This is a genomic window from Agromyces sp. NPDC057865, assembly GCF_042796995.1.
GTDB lineage: Bacteria > Actinomycetota > Actinomycetes > Actinomycetales > Microbacteriaceae > Agromyces.
In genome coordinates this window covers 1,226,179-1,246,845 of the sequence record NZ_JBHVMJ010000001.1, presented here as the reverse complement: position 1 = coordinate 1,246,845, position 20,667 = coordinate 1,226,179, and the positions used below count along the sequence as shown (strand labels likewise).

The following is a 20,667-nucleotide window of genomic DNA, read 5'->3' as shown; positions in this document are numbered from 1 at the left end:
AACGTCTCCTCCCAGTTCGGACACTCGGCGATGTGCAGGAGCTCGATCCGCATGGCACCGGCGAATTGTTCCACACTGGGTGAGTCCATCGCTTCAGTCCCGGTGCGCGTGGCCGTGGTCGTGATCGTGATCGTGATCGTCTGACTCGCCGTCCTCGAGGATCATCCCGACGGACGTCGCGCAGGCGTCGCCCTTCCACGCCTCGATGCCCTCACGCACCGCGAAGACGACGATCACCAGGCCGGCGATCGGGTCGGCCCACCACCAACCGAAGATGCTGTTGAGCACCAGGCCGACGAGGACCGCGGCGGACAGGAACGCGCAGATCAGGGTCTGCTTGGAGTCCGCAACGGCGGTCGCGGAGCCGAGCTCGCGTCCGGCGCGACGTTCGGCGAGCGACAGGAGCGGCATGACGACGACGCTCACGGCGGTGAGGATCAGGCCGATCGTGCTGTGCTCGGGCTCGACGGCACCGGCGAGGGCGAGCACCGAGGAGACGGTCACGTACGCCGCGAGGGCGAAGAACGCGATCGCGATGACCCGCAGGGTGCCTCGCTCCCATCGCTCCGGGTCGCGGCGAGTGAACTGCCACGCCACCGCGGCGGCCGAGAGCACTTCGATCGTCGAGTCCAGCCCGAAGCCGATCAGCGCGACCGACGAGGCGATCGAACCCGCGGTGATCGCGACGATCGCCTCGATCACGTTGTATCCGATGGTCGCGGCGACGATCAGGCGGATGCGACGATGCAGTATCGTTCGGCGGGCGTCGGTGGGAGCGGCGGTCGTGGTCATCAGCAGGTGCACCCCTCGCCCTCGCAGCAGTCGGGATCGACGAACAGGACGAGGCGGAGGAGATCGTCGAGCGCAGTCGCGAGATGCGGGTCCGCGAGGCGATACCACGTGCGGCGACCATCGGGCATCGACTCCACCAGGCCGCATCCGCGCAGGCAGGCCAGCTGGTTCGACATGACCTGCCGCGAGACCCCCAGCGCATCGGCGAGGTCGGACGGGTACGCCGGCGCCTCCCGCAACGCCAAGAGGATGCTCGTCCGCGTCGGATCAGAGAGGGCGTGCCCGAGCCGGGCGAGCGCGGCGGTATGGGTGACGGTCGCCGTGGCAGTGGTCATGCCACTCACAGTACAGCGACTCGTGAATTAACGGCACCGTGTATCGCGAGATCGACGGGCCCGTCAGTCCTCGAGGCTGGCGAGCTCGTCCTGCGCGGTTCTGGTCTGCTCGTCGGTGAGGGGAACGAAGAGTGCGGACTCTGCGATCGAGATGGTGTTGTCCACGTAGTAGTCGACGAATGCCTTCACCGCGTCCTTCTCCGCGTAGGAGGCGTTGCTGACGTAGATGAAGAGCGGACGACTGAGCGGGGTGTACGTCCCGTCTTGAACCGTCTCCACGGAGGGGAACACGCATCCGTCGCCGCCGTCGACCTCGAGACCGCGGACGAGCTCGGTGTTCTCCTCGAGGTAGGTCAGGCCGAAGTATCCGGTGGCGCCCGCTTCGCTCTTGACACCGTCGATGGTCACGTTGTCGTCCTCGGATGCGGCGTAGTCGATGCGGCTGGCTCCCTCTTCGCCGTTGATCGCGTCGGTGAAGTAGTCGAACGTGCCTGATGCGGTGCCGGGACCGAAGAGCGTGAGCGGCTCGTCCGGGAACGACGGGTCGACTTGGTTCCAGTTCGTGACGGCGCCCTGGGACTCCGGTGCCCAGATCTTGTGCAGCTGCTCCACGGTGATGCAGTCGACCCAGTCGTTCTCAGGGTTCACCGCGACGGAGATGCCGTCGTTGGCGACCACGATCTCGCTGAAGTCCACGCCCGCGTCCGCACATTTCGCCTTCTCGTCGTCGCCGATCGGGCGGGAGGCGTTCGAGATGTCCGTCTGCCCCGAACAGAAGGATTCGAATCCGCCACCGGTTCCCGTGATCTGCACGGTGACCTGCACATCCGGCTGAACCCCTTCGAACTCGATCGCGGCAGCTTTGGTGAGCGGACCCACCGTCGACGACCCATCGGTGACGACCGTTCCGCGAAGGCTCGAGCCCCCCTCGCCGGAGTCGCTGTTCGGCTGCCCGGCACACGCGCTCAGCGCGAACGCGGCGATGACGACCCACCCGGTCGCGGCGATCGATGCAGTTCTCATGGCCAAAGGATAGATCGTCATCTATGAATTCGCAAGGCACGCGTGGCAACGTTCGCCGGCACGATCATGCCGCGCGCCAGCGGTCGAACCTTCGCCCCTGTTGCAGCGCTCGTGATGTCCCGACTGAACTAGTTGTGGTGCCACACCTTCCACGACGACAGGAGAAGCAGAACCACCAGCAGCGGGATGATCGCCAGGCCGGGCACCACGCCGAGCAGCAAGCCTCCGATGATCGCACCGACGATCGAGCCGGCGGACATCGCGAGCAGGAACCCCTTGTTCTGGCCGAGCACCTGGAAGCTGTCGTCCCGGCTGTATCGGGCGAATGCGACCAGCATGGTCGGGAGCGACACGATGAGCGACAGCGTGCCGGCGATCTTGATGTCGACTCCGTAGAGCACCACGATGGTCGGGATCAGCAGCTCACCGCCCGCCACGCCCATGACCGCCGCGACCACCCCGATGACGAACCCGGCGAGAACGCCCACGATCCACTGCGCCACCGGAGGCAGCGCGACCGGTTCGAGGGCGAACAGGTGCGTGACCACCAGGAGGACGGCGATCCCGAGGAGCAGCACAGCGAGCACGCGGTAGAGGGTCTTGGATGCGAGACGCGTGGCCCAGTGCGCGCCGACCCATGCTCCGACCAGGCTGCCGAACAGCAGATTCACGACGACGAACCAGAACGGCGTCAGTTCGTCGAGGGGCACGGCAATGAGTCGCGCGGGCAGCGCCGCGATGACCACGATCAGGCTCATCGCCTTGTTCATGATCACTGCTGCAAGCGCAGCGAAACCGAAGAGGCCGATCAGGAGCGGAAGGCGGAACTCGGCTCCGCCGAGGCCGATCATTCCGCCGAGCACGCCGACCAATGCGCCGACGACGAATGCGAGGGGCAGCGAACGAAACCGAACGGGTTCCGCCGCGTCAGCGGTTCGCTCCACTCGACTCATGCTCGCCAAGGTAACACCGCCTCGCACCGACACGACCCTCCCGAGAGCCGCATCGCTCGAGCATCCGACCGTTCGCCCGAACGAGAAAGAACCCCCGACTTCCGCGGAAGTCGGGGGTTCTTCGTGGCGGTACCGGTGGGATTTGAACCCACGGTGGGCGTTAACCCACACAACTTTTCGAGAGTTGCACCTTCGGCCGCTCGGACACGGTACCGGGATCGATAGTAGACGACTCTGCCGCAAGGGCCAAAACGAGCGGATGCCGCACCCGTCTCAGCCTCGCCACGCGCACGAGTGCCGCACCCTCCGTCCAGCGGACATCCAGCGCTCATCCAGCCGCCGGGCGTACCGTCGGCAGACGTGACGTCGAAGGGCCTGCTCGCTTCGGCGATCGCCACGGGGGCGGTCGCCGCCGTCGGCGCACTCGCGGCGGTGGGCTGGCGCCGGTTCCGGGCGAAGCTCACCGCGAACTCGCTCGTGCTCAACGAGACCCTCCCCATCCACTCCAAGTGGTGGCGCGACCACGCCAAGGAGCGCGGCGAGATGCTCTACGTCGCGATCGGCGACAGCGCGGCCCAGGGCATCGGCGCGAGCCGACCCGACCGCAGCTACGTCGGCGTGCTCGCCGACGACATCCGCAGCCTCACCGGGCGGTCGCTGCGCGTCGTGAACCTCAGCATCTCGGGCGCGACCACTGAGCTGGCCGTGCTCGACCAGCTACCGCGCCTCGCGAAGCTCCGGCCCGACCTCGTCACGGTCGCGATCGGCGCGAACGACATCGCCCTGTGGGATCCGGCCCGGTTCGAGCGCAACATGCGCGCGATCCTCGACGTGGTGCCCGACGACGCGATCGTCGCCGACCTGCCGTGCTTCCACTTCCCGAAGAACGAGCGCAAGGTCGCCGTCGCCAACCGCATCCTGCGCCGCCTCGCCGCCGAGCGCGGGCTCACGGTGGTGCCGCTGCACGAGCTCACGAAGCGCCAGGGGCTCCGCGGCATCCTGACCCAGTTCGCCGAGGACATGTTCCACCCGAACGATCACGGCTACCGCGTCTGGGCCGACGCCTTCCGTCCCGCCCTGCTCGCCCTCGTCGCCCGACGCCTCGTGGACGCCGGGCACGACCACGCCGAGGTCGCCTGAGCCGAGCCGCCGTCACGTTGCGATGCGTCGTGCGACCGCCGCGGCATCCTCGCCGACGCCGATGAGCAGCGGCGACTTCCGGTGCGAGAGCCACGGCATGCCGACGAACCAGAGGCCCGGTGCACGGATGCTGCGACCGCCGTCGTGCACCGGGAAGCCCATGTCGTCGAGCAGGTCGGGGATGCGGATCCAGCCGTACGCCGGACGGTAGCCGCACGCGACGACGACCGCGCCGAGCTCGGAGACGCGCGGCGGCTTGCCCGACTCGAGCGGCGCGTCGTCCAGGTCGGGCGGAGGAAGGGCCGGGAGCCCCTTCGCGTCGGCGACGCCGGCCGCCGCGCCCCAGATCTGCCGGTACGCCTCGTCGCCGACCGCGACCGATGCGGCGAGGTCGTCGGCGACGACGAACTCGTCCCCGTCGACCCCGATCACACGCCCGCTCAGCGGCACGCCCGCGGCGGCGAGGGTCCGGAGCGTCAGGTCGTGTCCACCGCGCGCGCCCGTCGCGAGCGGATTCGCCGCGAACCGCACGGCCGGCGAGGGCATGTCGGCGAGGGTGTGCTCGAAGAAGCCCGAGTCCTCCAGCCAGTCGACCGTGTCCCGCCCGGCGATCCGTCGCGGCATGGACGGCGCCGACCCCGTCGCCAGGGTGACGTCGCGCCCGGCGTCGTGCAACTCCTCCGTGAGCTGCGCGGCGGTCTGCCCGCCGCCGATGACGAGCACCCGCCCGTCGGGCAGCGAGTCCGGCGAGCGGTAACCGCCCGGCCCGGTCACGTACACCCGCTGGGCCAGTTCCGAAGCCCACGGCGGCCGGTGCTCGCGCTGGTACGCCCCCGTGCACACCACGACGTTCCGGGCACGGATGCCGCCGAGCGGCGTCTCCGCGCGGAATCCGCCGTCCTCCTGCACGAGCGCCGTCACGGGGCGCCCCTCCTCGACGGGAGCGTCGAACGACGCCGCGTACTCGCGGAGGTGGGCGAGTACCTCGTCGCGCGCCATGAAGCCGTGGGGCTCCTCGCCGCGGTACTCGCCACCGGGTAACCGCACGGTGTGGTTCGGCGTGACGAGGTGGAACGAGTCCCACCGGGCCGACCACGCACGCGCAATGCGGTCCGCCTCGAGCACGACGTGCTCCACCCCGGCGGAGCCCAGCTCGTGGCTCACCGCGAGACCGGCCTGGCCGGCCCCGATCACGAGGACGTCGACGTCCGCGGACATGCGCCCAGCGTATGCCCGCACTGTGCGCACGGCGACACCCCAGTGGGGGCGGCTCCGGTGTCGGATGCCGCGGCTAGGCTGCGGGCATGGCCCGACCGACCTCCGCGTTCCGTTGCACCGAGTGCGGTTGGAGCACCGTCAAGTGGGTCGGTCGCTGCGCCGAGTGCCAGCAGTGGGGCACCGTGGTCGACGCCGCCGAGCAGACCGGAATCGTCCGCTCGGTGCAGGCCGTCACGCCCACCGCCGCGCGCGCGGCACGACCCATCGCCGAGGTCGAGGCCGAGCACACCGCCCATCGCCCGAGCGGCATCGGCGAGTTCGACCGCGTGCTCGGCGGCGGCATCGTCGCGGGCGCCGCCATCCTGCTCTCGGGCGAACCGGGCGTGGGCAAGTCGACGCTGCTGCTCGAGGTCGCCGCGCGCGTCGCGTCCACGGGCCGGCGCGTCCTCTACGTGAGCGCCGAGGAGTCCACCGCCCAGGTGCGCCTGCGCGCCGGGCGCACCGGCGCGCTGCACGGCGAGCTCTACCTCGCGGCCGAGACCGACCTCGCCACCATCCTCGGGCAGGTCGACCAGGTCGCGCCCGAGCTCCTCATCGTCGACTCGGTGCAGACCGTGTCGAGCTCGCTCTCCGATGGACTGCCCGGGCAGCCGAGCCAGGTGCGCGAGGTGGCCTCGACGCTCATCCGCGTCGCGAAGGAGCGCGGCCTCCCCGTGCTGATCGTCGGCCACGTCACGAAAGACGGCTCGATCGCGGGTCCGCGACTCCTCGAGCACCTCGTCGACGTCGTGTGCCAGTTCGAGGGCGACCGGCAGACGGCCCTCCGCTTCGTCCGCGCGCTCAAGAACCGGTTCGGCCCCACCGACGAGGTCGGATGCTTCGAGATGACCGGCGACGGCATCGCCGAGGTGCCCGACCCCTCGGGCCTCTTCCTCAGCAGCACACGCACCGCCGTGAGCGGCACGTGCGTGACGGTCGCGCTCGAAGGGCGCCGGGCCCTGCCCGTCGAGGTGCAGGCGCTCGTCGTGTCGACGAAGGCGCCGCAGCCGCGTCGGGTGGTCAACGGCGTCGACCCGTCGCGGGTCGCCATGATCATCGCGGTGCTCGAACGGCGAGCCGGACTCCGTCAGCTCGGCGAGCACGACGTCTACGTCTCGACCGTCGGCGGCGTGCGCCTGGTCGAGCCCGGCGCCGACCTCGCGATCGCCGTGGCCATCGCATCGGCGATGCGCGACCGCGCCGTGCCGCACGAGCTCGCCGCCTTCGGCGAGATCAGCCTCGCCGGCGAGGTGCGCCCCGTCACCTCGGCGAAGCAGCGCGGCAACGAGGCGCGGCGCCTGGGGTACACCACGATCCTCGACGTCGAAGCGGGCAGCGTGCACGCCGCGGTCGAGCGCGCGATGATGGCGTCCACGTCGACCCGCGAGCGCGAGCTCGACGCCGCGTTCTGACGCCCCGCGCGTTCCCGCCGCCCCGAAAGGCATCACGGCGCTCTGCGAATTCGCGTTCGTGCACACTCGCGTTTCGTGCGCAATTCAGGTCCGGAGGTGTGTCGCGGCGAGCGTCACCGGCGTGTCGGGACGACACGCCGCGCGCCGACCTGAATTGCGCACAACGAACGGAGGCTGGAAGCCCACCGAAACCGGGTCTACGCCTCGAGCGCCCGGAGGAGCTCGCCCGGCGGCGCCTGCATCGGGTGCGGCCCGGCGATGTCGAGGAACACGGTCGTGATCGTCGACTCGTAGCGCTTGAGGAACGTGCGCAGCCACGCCGGACTCTGCAGGCCCACCGCGGGCGGGAGGTTCGCGGGCTTGTTCGCCGCGTCGCTGAAGAGGAGCAGTGCGACGTCGCCGGTCTTCGGGTCGCGATACGTCCACACCTCGCCGCCGTCGAGCGGCTTGTCACGCGGTCCGGGCTTCACGAGCGGCACCACGGTGTTGCCGTGCCGAAGGGCGAGCGCCACGGCCGCCATGTCCTGCCGTTCGAGCGCCTCGGCGAGCGCCTGCGATCGGAACTCCACCGGCTCGCTGGGCTTGCCGGACTTCTTGCGCTGCGCCATGCCTCCAGCGTAACGAGCGGATGCTACGAGACCGCGTCGCCCGCCTCGAGCGCCGCCGCGGCATCCTCGGTCAGCACCGGCTCGGCACCCTCCGCGCGGAGCCGGTCGCGCGCCTCGTGCTCGACGAGCACCGGGACGAAATCGCGGATGCGGTTGCCCTCGAGCACGAGATGCTCCTCGCCCACGATGACGGCGACACGATCGCGGGGCACGTCGGGGAATCGCTTCGCCAGGCGATCCACCACCTCATCGACGGCGCGCGCCTCCTCTTCGGCGTTCATGCGACGAGTCTGCGCCCGCTGACCCACGCCGATCAAGACCCCCATGCTGCGGTCACCGCGCGGTCGCACGTAGGATGCAGCACCATGGCCGAGTACGTCCTGGACCACCACCTCGACGGCGAGCGTTCCCGGCTCGCCCTGATGTCGCGCCTGCTCGACCCGATGCACCGACGGCACCTCGAGGCGCTCGGCGTGAATCCGGGCGATCGCACCCTCGAGGTCGGATGCGGCAACGGCTCGATCTCGGCCTGGCTCGCCGAGCTCGTGGCGCCCGACGGCACCGCCGTGGCCGACGACATCGACCTCTCCCTCGTCGACGTGCGCGCACCCGACCTCGAGCTCCGCACCGACGACATCGTGGCCGGCCCGATCGATCCGGGCACCTTCGACGTCGTCACGGCGCGCGCCGTGCTCCACCACGTCGCCGATGCGGATGCCGCGGTGCGCAACCTCGTGGCCTCACTGAAGCCCGGCGGCGGCATCCTGCTCATCGAGCCCGACTTCCTGCCGGTGAGCGTGGCAGAGCCGCCCGAGGTGAAGGCGTTCTGGGACGGTTGGCTCGCGTGGTCCCGCGAGGCCGGCATCGACTACCACATCGGCCGCACGCTCGCCCCCCGGCTGGCAGCCCTCGGGATCGAGGACCTCGCCGGCACCGCCGAGACCGCCGTGTACAACGGCGGTTCGCCGTGGGCGGCCTACTGGATCGACACGGTCACCGAGCTGCGCCCGAAGCTCACGGCGAGCGGTCACCTCACCGACGCGCTCGTCGACGGCTTCCTCACGCGGTGCGCGGATGCCGCGTGGTGGACCGAGACCATCGCCTTCACCGCGGTGCACGGCCGCGCGCCCCGCTCCTGACGCCCATCCGGGGGCTGCTCAGGGCTACCCCCGATGGACGGAGCGCGTCCCGTGATTAGCGTCGAAGCATGGGCATGGTCAAGGGCGCACTCGACGACGATCGGATCCTCGGCGGGATCATCACGCTGCTGATGCTCGCAGTGGTGGCGCTCGTGATCGGGATCGTGCTCTGGTCTGCCGACGCCGACATCGCCCCCCTCGGTGGCGTGCAGCGCACGGCCTCGGTCGACAGCTCGCAGACGCCCGACGAGTAGCGCGACGCCGACATCGGCTCAGTAGAGCTGGAACTGCTTCGTCGACTCCGACGCGAAGCCGTCGACCGTCACCGCCAAGTGGTACGACGCGCCACCCGCCGGCACCGCTTCGCGCGGACCCTGGCACGTCTCGACGCTCGACCGCGTACGGTCCCAGACGATCGGCACGCTCGAGCTGATCGGCGTGCCGGGCGTCAGCGACACCTCGGCGTCGACCGGGTCCACCTGGCAGTCGGTCGAGCGCCAGTAGACCTCGGTGCCGCTCGTGATGGTGAAGACCTGCGCCTTCGTCCCGGCGTTGATGACGCACACGTTCTTGCCGATGTTCGTGATCGTCACCGAGAGCGCCGGCTGCTCCCCCGCCTCGTACACCGACTTGTCGGTCACGGCCTCGACGAGGAGCGCGCCTTCCTTGCAGCGGGCGCCGTCGGCATCCGTGGGCTCGGTGGGGATGACGGTCGGCGGGGGTGTCGCCACCTCGGTCGCGCGGGGTGTCGGTGACGGGGTGCTGCCCTGCGCCGCGGCATCCGGTTCATCGCCCTGGCTGGCGCCCGGGCGCACGATGATGAGGACGACCGCGACGATCACCGCGACGAGCCCCAGCAGCACCATGAGCCGACGACGCCGGTACACGTGCGGTGGATGCCGCCGCGCCGATGCGGGATTCGTCGACATGCCCACAGGGTACGACCGCGGGGCCGTCCGCTCCGGGAGCCGCGCGGCGCGCCGGGCGCCTGCTCAGAAGCGCTTCAGCATGCGGGTGTTGCCGAGCGTGTTCTGCTTCACGCGGGCGAGGTCGAGGAACTCGGCGACCCCCTCGTCGTGCGAGCGCACGAGCTCGCCGTACACCTCGGGGTCGACCGTCTCGGCGCCCATGTCCTCGAAGCCGTGGCGGCCGAAGAACTCCACCTCGAACGTGAGGCAGAACAGGCGGCTCAGCCCGAGCTCGACGGCGTCGTCCTCGAGCGCCGCGAGCAGGGCGTGGCCGACGCCGTGGCCGAGCCACTCGTCGTCGACGGCGAGCGTCCGCACCTCGCCGAGGTCCTCCCACATGACGTGCAGCGCGCCCGCGCCGACGAGCCGTCCGTCATGGGTCTCCGCGACGCGGAACTCCTGGACCGACCCGTAGAGGTCGACGCGCTCCTTGCCGAGCAGGATGCGTCGGGCGACGAGCGGCTCCACGAGGGCGAGGATCTTCGGCACGTCGCTGGTGCGCGCCCGGCGCACCGTGTAGTCGGTCATCCGATCATCGTAGGCGCATGCGAAGAGGGCGGATGCCGCAGCATCCGCCCTCTTCGTGTCGTTCGGTCAGTCGCCCGACGCGGCCGCGAGATCGGGGCTCACGGGACCCGTGCCGATCGCGGCGCCGGAGTTCACGCCCACGCCGACGGGCAGCGCCCGCTGCGTCGTGGTCATCACGAACTCGCCGTCGCGGTAGTCGACCAGCACGTGATCGCCCGAGTTGAGCTCGCCGTGCAGGATCTTCTCCGACAGGCGGTCCTCCACCTCGTGCTGCACCGCGCGGCGCAGCGGCCGGGCGCCGAGCGCCGGGTCGAAGCCGACCTCGATCAGGCGCTCCTTGGCGGCGAGCGTGAGCTCCACCGTCATGTCGCGGTCGAGCATGCGGTCGCCGAGTCGCTTGATGAAGAGGTCGACGATCTGCAGCAGCTCGTCCTTGGTGAGCTGCGGGAACACGATGATCTCGTCGACGCGGTTCAGGAACTCGGGCTTGAAGTGCTTCTTCAGCTCCTCGTTCACCTTGCCGCGCATGAGGTCGTAGCCCGTGCGCGGGTCGCCCTCGAGCTGGAAGCCGACGGGACCGGTCGAGATGTCCTTCGTGCCGAGGTTCGTGGTCATGATGATCACGGTGTTCTTGAAGTCCACGACGCGACCCTGGCCGTCGGTGAGGCGGCCCTCCTCCAGGATCTGGAGGAGCGAGTTGAAGATGTCGGGGTGGGCCTTCTCGATCTCGTCGAAGAGCACGACCGAGAACGGCTTGCGACGCACCTTCTCGGTGAGCTGGCCGCCCTCCTCGAAGCCGACGAAGCCGGGAGGGGCGCCGAACAGGCGCGAGACCGTGTGCTTCTCGCCGTACTCCGACATGTCGAGCGAGATCATCGCCGCCTCGTCGTCGAACAGGAACTCGGCGAGCGCCTTGGCGAGCTCGGTCTTTCCGACGCCGGTGGGGCCGGCGAAGATGAACGAGCCCGAGGGACGCTTCGGGTCCTTGAGGCCGGCGCGCGTGCGGCGGATGGTCTTCGACAGGGCGGAGATCGCCTCCTCCTGGCCGATGACGCGCTCGTGCAGCGCCTTCTCCATGAAGACGAGCCGGCTCGACTCCTCCTCCGTCAGCTTGAAGACGGGGATGCCGGTGGCCTGTGCGAGCACCTCGGCGATCAGGCCCTCGTCGACGACCGCGGTGGTCTTCACGTCGCCCGACTTCCACTGCTTCTCGAGGCGGAGGCGCTCACCGAGCAGCTGCTTCTCCTCGTCGCGCAGGGAGGCGGCCTTCTCGAAGTCCTGCTCCTCGATCGCGGTCTCCTTCGCGGCGCGGACCTCGGCGATCTTCTCGTCGAACTCGCGCAGCTCGGGCGGCGACGACAGGATCGACAAGCGCAGGCGGGCGCCGGCCTCGTCGATCAGGTCGATGGCCTTGTCGGGGAGGAAGCGGTCGCTGATGTAGCGGTCGGCGAGGTTCGCCGCCGCGACGATCGCGCCGTCGGTGATCGAGACCTTGTGGTGCGCCTCGTAGCGGTCGCGCAGGCCCTTGAGGATGTTGATCGCGTGCGGCAGCGAGGGCTCCTGCACCTGGATCGGCTGGAAGCGGCGCTCGAGCGCTGCGTCCTTCTCGAAGTGCTTGCGGTACTCGTCGAGCGTCGTGGCGCCGATGGTCTGCAGCTCGCCGCGAGCGAGCAGCGGCTTGAGGATCGAGGCCGCGTCGATCGCGCCCTCGGCGGCGCCCGCACCCACCAGGGTGTGGATCTCGTCGATGAAGACGATGATGTCGCCGCGCGTGCGGATCTCCTTGGTGACCTTCTTCAGGCGCTCCTCGAAGTCACCGCGGTAGCGGCTGCCCGCGATGAGCGAGCCGAGGTCGAGCGAGTAGAGCTGCTTGTCCTTCAGCGTCTCGGGGACCTCGTTCTTCACGATCGCCTGCGCGAGGCCCTCGACGACGGCGGTCTTGCCGACGCCGGGCTCGCCGATCAGCACGGGGTTGTTCTTCGACCGGCGGGAGAGGATCTGCATGACCCGCTCGATCTCCTTCTCGCGGCCGATGACCGGGTCGAGCTTCGACTCGCGCGCGGCCTGCGTGAGGTTGCGGCCGAACTGGTCGAGGATCTGCGAACCGCCCTGCGGCTGGGCCTGGTCGTTCGCACCGACCTGGACCTGCTCCTTGCCCTGGTAGCCCGAGAGGAGTTGGATGACCTGCTGGCGCACGCGGTTGAGGTCGGCGCCCAGCTTCACGAGCACCTGGGCGGCGACGCCCTCGCCCTCGCGGATGAGGCCGAGCAGGATGTGCTCGGTGCCGATGTAGTTGTGGCCGAGCTGCAGCGCCTCGCGCAGCGAGAGCTCGAGCACCTTCTTGGCGCGCGGCGTGAACGGGATGTGGCCCGTCGGCTGCTGCTGACCCTGCCCGATGATGTCCTGCACCTGCTCGCGTACGGCGTCGAGCGAGATGCCGAGCGACTCGAGCGCCTTCGCTGCGACGCCCTCACCCTCGTGGATGAGCCCGAGCAGGATGTGCTCCGTGCCGATGTAGTTGTGGTTCAGCATCTTGGCTTCTTCTTGCGCCAAGACGACGACACGGCGGGCTCGGTCGGTGAATCTCTCGAACATCCTCAACTCCTCACGGCGCCGGCTTCAGGTTAGGGGGCTCCGATACAACGAGCGTAGACACCGCGGATGCCGCGCGCTCCCATGTTCGCCGTGGGCGCAGCGCGTTGACACCCCGTGACATCGGGGGCAGCCGGATGCCGCGCACCGCCGTGCGCGCGGAGGCGACCGGCCCGATCGCCGGATGCGCAGGGCCGGATCGGGCGCTACTTGATCGGGATCTCGACCTCGTAGCCGGCCACCTCGACGACGAGGGGCTCGGTCGTGGTCACCTCGACGGGGGTCCAGAAGATCGTGGTGTGCGGCACGAAGTCCATGGTGCAGATCTCGTTCTCAGGGCGCTGCACGAGGTCGATGGCGACGCGGTTGCCCTCGCCGGCCGGCTCGAGCACGTGGATCTCCTTGCCGACCGACGGGCAGCTCGAGCTGCCGTAGATCACGAGGGCGATCTGGCCGCCCTGCTCCCACCACGCGACCTGCGGCTGGTCGGACTCCTCGAACGTCGGGCCCTCGGTCTCCTCCTCGGAGACGTCGTCGGTCTCGCCGCCCGACTCGGGGTCGACGTCGATCGGCTCCGCCTCGGAGGCGACCGGCAGTCCGGAGAAGTTCTCTGCCGCGTTGCCCGACGGGTTGCACGCTGAAAGCAGGAACACGGACGCGAGCGCCACTGCTGCGAAACCGACCCGACGAACACGCACGGAGGGAGCCATGCCGCCATGCTAGCGGGCGGAGGGCTCGATTCGGCGGCGCGTCGGGACTTCGTTCGGCCGGGTCCGGCGTCGTGGCGCGCGGGTAGCATGCCGACATGAGCAACCTCGAGCGCGACCCGGTGGAGCTGCTGTGCCCGCCCGACGAGCCGGCCGGTCCGATCGTGCAGGTGCTCGCCCCGCGCGACGTGCCGCTCGGCGGTCCGCGCGCGATGAACGTGCGTCGCACGCTCCCCCAGCGCGGTCGCACGACGATCGGCGCGTGGTGCTTCGCCGACCACTACGGCCCCGATGACGTCGCCGAGACCGGGGGCATGGTCGTGCCGCCGCATCCGCACACCGGGCTGCAGACGGTGAGTTGGCTGTTCGAGGGCGAGATCGAGCACCGCGACAGCGCCGGCAGCCACGAGCTCGTGCGGCCGGGCGGCGTGAACCTCATGACGGCGGGGCGCGGCATCTCGCACTCCGAGGTGTCGACGCCGGGCACGACGACCCTGCACGGCGTGCAGCTCTGGGTCGCGCTCCCCGAGGCATCCCGGCAGATCGGGCCGTTCTTCGAGCACGCCGAGACCGAGGCGACGATCGTCGACGACGCGACCGTGCGGGTCTTCGTCGGATCGCTCGCCGGCCTCGACGCCGACGTCACCGTCTTCTCCGAGCTCCTCGGCGCGCAGGTCGACCTCCCCGCGGGCGGGCGCGCGGCGCTCGACCTCGAGCCGACGTTCGAACACGGCGTGCTCGTCGATGCGGGGCCGGTGTCGATCCGAGTCGACGGCACGGATGCCGAGACGGACGTCGCCCGCTCGGAGCTGGCCTACGTGGAGCCCGGTCGCCACCGCCTCGAGCTCGCCGCCGGCGATGCTCCCGTGCGCGTGCTGCTCCTCGGCGGCATGCCGTTCGGCGAGCCGATCGTCATGTGGTGGAACTTCATCGGCCGCACGCACGACGAGATCGTCGACTTCCGGCGGCAGTGGCAGGCCGACGTCATCGGCCGCGACAACCCCGACGGCCGGTTCGGCACCGTGCAGGGGTACGACGGGTCGCCGCTCCCCGCGCCCGAGCTGCCGACCGTGCGGCTGAAGCCGCGGTCGTGACGACCACTCGCGAAGCGGCGCTCCCGTCCGCGGAACGCCGCCTCGATCGGCGACGCCTCCACCGCGCCCTGCCCCGTCCCGTCGCCGTCCTGGTGCCCGCCGTGCTCGCCCTCGTGCTCGCCGGCATCCGGTCGCTGCAGCTGCCGTTCTGGCGCGACGAGTTCGCGACGTCGATGTACGCGAGCCTCCGGTTCGGCGACCTCCTGAGCGCGGTGGAGCACGTCGACGGCGTGCTCGCGCCGTACTACGTCCTCGCGCACGCGCTCATGCCCGTGCTCGGGCCCGACGTCGGGCTGCGGATCCCGTCGCTGCTCGCGTTCGCCGGATCGGCCGCGGTCGTGTCGCTCGTCGCGCTGCGCTGGTGGGGGTCCTGGGCCGGGCTCGCCGCAGGTATTGCGCTCGCGACGAACGGCGCGGCGGTGACCGCCGCGGCATCCGCTCGCCCCTACGCCCTCGCGGTGCTGTTCGTCGCGTTCGCGGTGCTGGCCGCCGACGCGGCCGCCGCGGGTGGGCGCCGGCGGACCTGGATCGGCTATGCACTCGCGGCGTGCGCCGCCGTCGCGGCGCACGTGCTCGCGGCGATCGCCATAGCCCTGACCGCGCTGCTCCTGATCGGTCGGTACCGGTCGAGCGCCCGCGCCTGGATGGTGGCGAGCGTGCCCGCCGGCCTCATCACGATCGGGCTCCTCCTGCTGGGCTCGGGCCATCGCGGCCAGCTCGCCTGGCTCGGCACGCCTGACCTGCGCTCGGCGCTCGCCGAGCTGGCGCGCGCCGTCGGCCTGACGCTCGACGTCGCCGTCCTGCTCGACGGTGTCGCGCTCATCACGCTCGCCCTCGCGGCGGCAGCGGCGCTCCGGGCGGCGATCACCGCGCCCGACGCGGCGAGCGCGGATGCTGGGACGGTCGGCCGCGCATCCCGCGTGCGGCCCGTGCTGTTCTCGGCCGCCCTCGCCGTCGCGCCGTGGGCGCTGCTGTTCGTCGCGTCGCTGACCGTGACCCCGATCCTCGCGACGCGATACCTGCTCTGGTCGGCCCTCGGCTCCGCGCTCGTGATCGCGGCCGCCGTCGCCGCGGCCCTCACGGCCCGGCGATCGATCGCGATCGTCGCCGGCGTCGCCGCGATCGGGCTCCTCGCCGTCTCCGCGAGCGCGGCGGCGGTCCGCGTCGTCGCGCCGCCTCCTCGCGGTGACGACTTCCCCGCGCTCGTCGCCGACCTCGCCTCGCGCGCCGAGCCCGGCGACCTCGTGCTGGTGGCGCAGCCCTACGAGCAGGGCGGCGTCGCATGGGGGTTCGCGACCTCGGCCGGCGATCCGCGCCACCGTGCCGAGCTCATCGACCGCCTCCCCGACGGCACGCAGCCGACCCTCGAGGTGCGCCGGATCACGAGCGTCGCACCCCTGCGCACCACGTCGGACGCAGCTGCCACCATCGGCGACGAGAACGTCTGGACGGTGACGATCCACGACCTCACCGACGCGCAGCTCGCCCAGGTGGATCCGGCGCTCGCCACCTGCGTGGCCGATCTCGACGACCGCGACGCCGGCCACTACGGCGCCGTCCGCCTCCTTCGCACCTCCTGCCGACCCGCTCCCTGACCCGCATGGGACGGCGCCGGCCGGGAGGGTCCCGGCCGGCGCCGTGCTGCGGCATCCGCCGACTACGGTGCGGGCACCTCGGCGCCCTCGGTGCCGGCCCAGAAGAGGCCGCGCGCCATCTGGCTGAAACCGCCGACCGGGTGGGTGCGGAAGTTCAGCGACGTGCCGAACATGAGCACCTTCGACCCCGCCGCGGACTCGGCCGAGACGACCGAGGCCTTGCCCGCGGCATCCGCGATGGACCGCCCGGCCTGCGTGGCCGCCCAGTGGCCCGAGATGAACGTGCCGTCGGTGGCGTAGCGTTGCTCGACGACCGCGTTCGCGCCGAGGCCGGTGTACCAGACCGCGGGGTAGACGAACGCCGTGTCCTGCGGGTAGGTCGACAGCAGGCCGCCGTCGGGGTTCTCGACCGACACGATGCCGTTCGAGCCGCTGGTGCCCTGCGTCGCCGTCGAGCTCACGAGTCCGAACGTGTTCGCGAAGGCCGCGACCGCCGTTCCCTTGCCCGCGACGCCCTTGCCCGTCGCGAGGTACTCGGTCACCTCCGCGCGTCCGGCGGCCTGGCTGCCGGTGAACGAGAGGTTCGCGCCGATCCAGAGCACGTCGACGTCGTCGAGCTGCACCTGGCCGCTCGTGAGGTTCGCCGAGGTGACCTGCCTCAGGTCGTCGAAGCCGAGCTTGCCGAGCGAGATGCGCTCGTCCTGGCTGCCCGAGTAGGCGACGGTGAGCTCGTCGAGGCCGGTGCTCTCCTCGGTCGCGAGGCGCGAGCCGTCGGACGCGGTGAACGCGACGCCGTACTCGTCGGCCACGTCGCTCGCCGCGGCGTACGACGCCGCGTCGGAGCCGAGGATGACCGAGCCGTCCTCGAAGGCCGATACCGGGATGCCGTCGTCGAGCAGCGCGTTGATCGCCTGGTACTCGGCGACGCCGCTCGTGGCGAGCTCGAGGTACGAGCCCTGCGCCGGCACCGAGCCCGTGGGCGCGGCCTCGGAGACGGACTCGAGCACGACGCCGAGCGGGCCGTCGGTCGTCGAACCGACCGCCTCGACGTCGGCGCCCCAGAGGAGCGCGAGGCTCCAGGCCGAGATGTCGTACATGTCGGGCACGCGGTTCGAGATGTCCGAGCCGTCGGCGAGCAGCACGTTGGCCATGCCGCGCAGCGGCTGGTGCATGTCGACCACGTACGAGCCCGCGGCGTAGTCCACGCCGCCGGCCGTGAAGCCGGTCGTGGCTCGCGAGACCTCGACGCCGTTCGCGATGAGCTGGTCGACGAGGGTCGCGGCATCCGTCACCGAACGCTGCGTCTCGTCGACCGGGATCACGTAGGCGCGGGGGAACTCGGCGCTGTAGACGTCGGTCTCGTCCCAGATCTCGGCCCACTCGTTCGGCGCCGGCACGGTCGCCGGGTCGACGTCGGCCGGCGTGACCCGGAGCGGCTCGCCCGCCGTGCCACGGCGGAAGATCTCGATCTGGTTCGCGAGCAGCGCGTCGGCGTGGTCGGCCACGTAGTCGACCGCGGTCTCGATCACGACGCCGGCGACCTCGATGTTGACCTTCGAGTTGGCCTGGTTCGTCTGCTGGTTGTTCGTGCGTCCGAGCGGGAGCTCCACGGTGTTCGTGATCGCGCCCTGGTAGGCGACGTACTGCGGCGTGAAGATGGGGGGCCAGTCGTCCCAGCCGGAGCGGATGTCGCGGTACGGGATCCGGATGTTGCCGGTGTTCGTCTGCGTGACCTGGCCGGTGGTCCGGTCGAGGTACGTGTTGCCCGGGATGTTCGCGTCGACGACGGCCTGCTCGATCTCGAGGGCCGCGGCGTACGCGTGCGGCAGGAACAGGTCGTACTCGTAGTTCTCGCCGTGGGGCGGACCGCACGGCTCGATCTGCAGCACGTTGGTGTAGCCGTGCAGGTCGATGAAGAACGTCGGCTGGATGACGCTCGACAGGTCGCGCACGATGCGGGACTCCGGCGTGGCGCCGGTGATCATGTCGCGGTTGATGTCGAAGCCGTCGGCGTTCGCACGCTGTCCGAGCGCACGGCCGTCGGGGTTGTTCGTGACCGTGAAGTAGAACCGGTAGTCCTGGAGCAGGTCGCGCACCTCGGGCCACGGCGCGGTGGCGAGGTACTCGATGTAGTCGAGGATGCCGTCGGTGCCCTCCCACTCGTTGCCGTGGATGTTGCCGTTGAACCAGATCGGCACCTTGTACTGGTTCTGCAGGGGCCGGTTCTTCGCCGCCGCCACAGGGTCCCGCTTGATGAGCTCGCGGAACTCCTTCTGCTTGGCGGTCTGCGCCTTCGTCTCCTTCGCGGTGAGGGTGACCAGGTGGATGTCGCGGCCGTGCGTCGACTGCCCGACGACCTGCGCCGAGATGCGGTCGCTCTTCGCCATGAGCGAGTTGAGGAACGGCGCGATCTCGTCGTACGGCGTCACGCCGCGGGCGATGGACGCGTCGGTCGGATCGTCGGGGACGGTCGGCAGCAGCGGCTGCGACGGGTAGCTCGTGGGCGGGACGACGAGCGAGGAGATCGGCGTGGCGATGGGCGGGGCCGACAGGGCCTCGACCGCATTCGCCGGCGCCGCACCTGCGACGAGCGTCGCGGCGACGACCGCCGTGATGCCCGTGCCTGCGAGGAGGCGTTGGAACGACATGGTGCTCCGTTTCTGCGTGGTCTTCTGCGTTGCGTATGTTGCGTGCGTTGCGTCAGTCGGATGTGCGTCGGGAGGGGTGGAGCGCGCCCGCCGTCGCCGGTAGGCGGGGCGGGCGTGTGTGACGCAGCACCGGCTAGTGCAATGCTGCGTCATTCGGGTGTGATGCCACTCTGGCATGCGGCGTGAAGCGCATTCCAGACCGATTCGTTGCGTGTGCATCAAGATTGTTGCGAGTTTCGTGCGATCGTGCCCGTCCCGGCGCAGCACGCCATGGCGCCGGGAGCACGGGTTCCTGCACCCCGCTCGACCTGCGCCGTCGTGTCGAGGCTACGTGGGGGCGCATTGCGCGCGTGTGTCGGAGCGCGCCGGGCGCGGCATCCGTCGACCCCGGCTACTGCAGCGCGGAGGTGAGCCGGGCGAGGTTGTCGAGCACGGTCGAGCGCAGCGGCTGCGTCAGCCACTCGTCGAGCGTGAGCTCGCGGCTGTTCTCGCGGTAGCCGTTCTCGACGGCGCGCATGTCGCGCACGAACGAGGCGCCGCGCACCAGCAGCGACACCTCCATGTTGAGCTCGAAGGAGCGGATGTCCATGTTCGAGGAGCCGATGACCGCGACGTCGTCGTCGACGGAGAAGTGCTTCGAGTGCAGGATGTACGGCGCCTTGTAGAGGTAGATCCGCACGCCGGCCCGCAGCAGCGCCTCGTAGTACGAGCGCTGCGCGTGGTACACGAGCGCCTGGTCGCCGATCTCCGACACGAAGAGCTCCACGTGCACGCCGCGCTGCGTGGCGCCGCTGATCGCACGCAGCATCGCCTCGTCGGGCACGAAGTACGGGCTCGTCAGGATGATGCGCTCGCGCGCCGCGTACATGAGCGCGAGGAAGAGCTTGAGGTTGTTCTCGTTCGTGTAGCCGGGCCCGCTCGGCACCACCTGGCAGTCGAGGTCCTGCGCCTCCCCCTCCTGGCCGAGCGGCACGATCTCACGCATCGGCGCCTCGCCCGTCTCGAGGTACCAGTCGGTGGCGAAGATCGCCTCGAGGCCCGACACGATCGGTCCCTCGACGCGGACGACGAGCTCCTTCCACTTCAGGCCGCGGCGGATGTTCGCGCGCTTGTGGTAGGAGCGGTCGATGATGTTCTGCGAGCCCATGAAGCCGACCTCGCCGTCGACCACGAGGATCTTGCGGTGATTGCGCAGGTCGGGACGCTGGTAGCGGCCCTTGAGCGGCTGCACGGGCAGCATGAAGTGCCAGCGCACCTGCATCGCGTCGAGGCGCTTGAGCGTCTTGCGGTAGCCCTTCACCCGGATCGAGGCGATGTGGTCGAGGAGCACGCGCACCTCCACGCCCCGGGCCACGGCGTCGCCGAGCGCTTCGAAGAACCGGGCCGTTGTGTGGTCGTACGCGAAGATGTAGAACTCCACGTGGACGTAGCGCTGGGCCCGCTCGATCGCCTCGGTCATCGCGTCGAGCGAGCCCTGGTAGTCGCCGATCAGGCCGGCGCTGTTCGAGCCGATGAGCGGCATGGCGCCCAGCGTTCGGTTGAGGCGCACGACGCCGTCGAACCACGTCGGCCACGTGCGGCTGTCGCTGATGCGCTCGACACCGTGCGTGGACTCGCGGATGTACTCGTCGACCTCCGCCTGCTTCTCACGCCGCCGCTTGGGCAGCTTGGGATTGCCGATGAGCAGGAAGACCAGGCCGCCGAGCACCGGGAAGAAGAAGATGGCGAGCAGCCACGCCATGCCCGCGGTGGGGCGGCGGTTCCGCGGCACGACGATGACCGCGATGATGCGGATGACGATGTCGACGAAGATGATCGCGCCGGCCACGAACGCCGCGAACTCGGGCGCTGAGATGTCGATCGTCATCCGGCGTGG

General features: G+C 70.4%; 19 protein-coding genes and 1 tRNA gene. 6 read left to right on the top strand and 14 right to left on the bottom strand.

Translation table 11 applies throughout. The features are described from left to right. Nucleotides 1-93: 93 nt before the first annotated feature. The 5 genes from ACFVN5_RS05880 to ACFVN5_RS05860 form a co-directional block, all read right to left on the bottom strand. Nucleotides 94-792 carry a cation transporter gene (locus ACFVN5_RS05880; RefSeq protein ID WP_376953877.1) on the bottom strand — a complete coding sequence of 233 codons (699 nt, stop codon included), beginning with the start codon at nt 790-792 and terminating at the stop codon, nt 94-96. Then, the gene (locus tag ACFVN5_RS05875; protein ID WP_376953876.1) at nt 792-1,127 is read right to left on the bottom strand and encodes an ArsR/SmtB family transcription factor; all 336 of its coding nucleotides are present in this window, start codon (nt 1,125-1,127) and stop codon (nt 792-794) included. The genes ACFVN5_RS05880 and ACFVN5_RS05875 overlap by 1 nt, the downstream gene beginning before the upstream one ends. A 63-nt stretch (nt 1,128-1,190) precedes the next feature. Next, nucleotides 1,191-2,150, bottom strand: a complete 960-nt coding sequence (locus tag ACFVN5_RS05870) for a phosphate ABC transporter substrate-binding protein PstS family protein (protein WP_376953874.1) — start codon at nt 2,148-2,150, stop codon at nt 1,191-1,193. 128 nt (nt 2,151-2,278) lie between these two features. Beyond that, entirely contained in the window at nt 2,279-3,130 is an 852-nt protein-coding gene (locus ACFVN5_RS05865) for a sulfite exporter TauE/SafE family protein (RefSeq protein WP_376954326.1), read from the bottom strand. Between the two features lie 97 nt (nt 3,131-3,227). Continuing rightward, nucleotides 3,228-3,317 (bottom strand) — tRNA-Ser (locus ACFVN5_RS05860). A 146-nt stretch (nt 3,318-3,463) separates the two neighbouring features. Here ACFVN5_RS05860 and ACFVN5_RS05855 point away from each other — a divergent pair. Next, on the top strand, nt 3,464-4,243 hold the full coding sequence (locus ACFVN5_RS05855; RefSeq protein WP_376953872.1) for an SGNH/GDSL hydrolase family protein: 780 nt from the start codon (nt 3,464-3,466) through the stop codon (nt 4,241-4,243). A 12-nt stretch (nt 4,244-4,255) separates the two neighbouring features. Here ACFVN5_RS05855 and ACFVN5_RS05850 read toward each other — a convergent pair whose 3' ends face one another. After that, nucleotides 4,256-5,461 carry a flavin-containing monooxygenase gene (locus tag ACFVN5_RS05850; protein ID WP_376953871.1) on the bottom strand — a complete coding sequence of 402 codons (1,206 nt, stop codon included), beginning with the start codon at nt 5,459-5,461 and terminating at the stop codon, nt 4,256-4,258. A gap of 86 nt (nt 5,462-5,547) precedes the next feature. On the opposite strand from ACFVN5_RS05850, the gene radA reads away from it, so the two are divergent. Then, nucleotides 5,548-6,912, top strand: coding sequence for a DNA repair protein RadA (gene radA / locus ACFVN5_RS05845; RefSeq protein ID WP_376953870.1), 1,365 nt, complete (start codon nt 5,548-5,550; stop codon nt 6,910-6,912). Between the two features lie 197 nt (nt 6,913-7,109). Here radA and ACFVN5_RS05840 read toward each other — a convergent pair whose 3' ends face one another. Together ACFVN5_RS05840 and ACFVN5_RS05835 are read right to left on the bottom strand one after the other, a co-directional pair. Then, on the bottom strand, nt 7,110-7,520 hold the full coding sequence (locus tag ACFVN5_RS05840; protein ID WP_376953869.1) for a dehydrogenase: 411 nt from the start codon (nt 7,518-7,520) through the stop codon (nt 7,110-7,112). Nucleotides 7,521-7,543: 23 nt separating this feature from the next. Beyond that, complete coding sequence (locus ACFVN5_RS05835) at nt 7,544-7,801, bottom strand: three-helix bundle dimerization domain-containing protein (protein ID WP_376953868.1); 258 nt, start codon at nt 7,799-7,801, stop codon at nt 7,544-7,546. 84 nt (nt 7,802-7,885) lie between these two features. Here ACFVN5_RS05835 and ACFVN5_RS05830 point away from each other — a divergent pair, with 84 nt between their 5' ends. Both ACFVN5_RS05830 and ACFVN5_RS05825 read left to right on the top strand, forming a co-directional pair. Beyond that, on the top strand, nt 7,886-8,659 hold the full coding sequence (locus ACFVN5_RS05830) for a class I SAM-dependent methyltransferase (RefSeq protein WP_376953867.1): 774 nt from the start codon (nt 7,886-7,888) through the stop codon (nt 8,657-8,659). Nucleotides 8,660-8,727: 68 nt separating this feature from the next. Next, nucleotides 8,728-8,913 carry a hypothetical protein gene (locus tag ACFVN5_RS05825; protein WP_376953866.1) on the top strand — a complete coding sequence of 62 codons (186 nt, stop codon included), beginning with the start codon at nt 8,728-8,730 and terminating at the stop codon, nt 8,911-8,913. An 18-nt stretch (nt 8,914-8,931) separates the two neighbouring features. Here ACFVN5_RS05825 and ACFVN5_RS05820 read toward each other — a convergent pair whose 3' ends face one another. The 4 genes from ACFVN5_RS05820 to ACFVN5_RS05805 form a co-directional block, all read right to left on the bottom strand. Beyond that, a complete protein-coding gene (locus ACFVN5_RS05820; RefSeq protein WP_376953865.1) occupies nt 8,932-9,588 on the bottom strand; it encodes a hypothetical protein in 657 nt (218 codons plus the stop codon). Nucleotides 9,589-9,651: 63 nt separating this feature from the next. Then, the gene (locus tag ACFVN5_RS05815) at nt 9,652-10,155 is read right to left on the bottom strand and encodes an amino-acid N-acetyltransferase (protein ID WP_376953864.1); all 504 of its coding nucleotides are present in this window, start codon (nt 10,153-10,155) and stop codon (nt 9,652-9,654) included. Nucleotides 10,156-10,221: 66 nt separating this feature from the next. Further along, nucleotides 10,222-12,750 (bottom strand): ATP-dependent Clp protease ATP-binding subunit, encoded by a 2,529-nt coding sequence (locus ACFVN5_RS05810; RefSeq protein WP_376953863.1) that lies wholly within the window; start codon nt 12,748-12,750, stop codon nt 10,222-10,224. Nucleotides 12,751-12,953: 203 nt separating this feature from the next. Continuing rightward, a complete protein-coding gene (locus tag ACFVN5_RS05805) occupies nt 12,954-13,457 on the bottom strand; it encodes a hypothetical protein (protein WP_376953862.1) in 504 nt (167 codons plus the stop codon). Nucleotides 13,458-13,552: 95 nt separating this feature from the next. Between ACFVN5_RS05805 and ACFVN5_RS05800 the strand changes: the two genes are divergently transcribed. Together ACFVN5_RS05800 and ACFVN5_RS05795 are read left to right on the top strand one after the other, a co-directional pair. Then, nucleotides 13,553-14,548: a pirin family protein gene (locus ACFVN5_RS05800; RefSeq protein WP_376953861.1), complete on the top strand. Its 996-nt coding sequence runs from the start codon at nt 13,553-13,555 to the stop codon at nt 14,546-14,548. Beyond that, nucleotides 14,545-16,143 carry a hypothetical protein gene (locus ACFVN5_RS05795; protein WP_376953860.1) on the top strand — a complete coding sequence of 533 codons (1,599 nt, stop codon included), beginning with the start codon at nt 14,545-14,547 and terminating at the stop codon, nt 16,141-16,143. The genes ACFVN5_RS05800 and ACFVN5_RS05795 overlap by 4 nt, the downstream gene beginning before the upstream one ends. A 62-nt stretch (nt 16,144-16,205) precedes the next feature. Here the strand turns inward: ACFVN5_RS05795 and ACFVN5_RS05790 are convergent, their stop codons facing one another. Further along, the gene (locus ACFVN5_RS05790; RefSeq protein WP_376953859.1) at nt 16,206-18,791 is read right to left on the bottom strand and encodes a M14 family zinc carboxypeptidase; all 2,586 of its coding nucleotides are present in this window, start codon (nt 18,789-18,791) and stop codon (nt 16,206-16,208) included. Between the two features lie 391 nt (nt 18,792-19,182). Further along, entirely contained in the window at nt 19,183-20,658 is a 1,476-nt protein-coding gene (cls, locus tag ACFVN5_RS05785) for a cardiolipin synthase (protein ID WP_376953858.1), read from the bottom strand. Nucleotides 20,659-20,667: the final 9 nt, after the last annotated feature.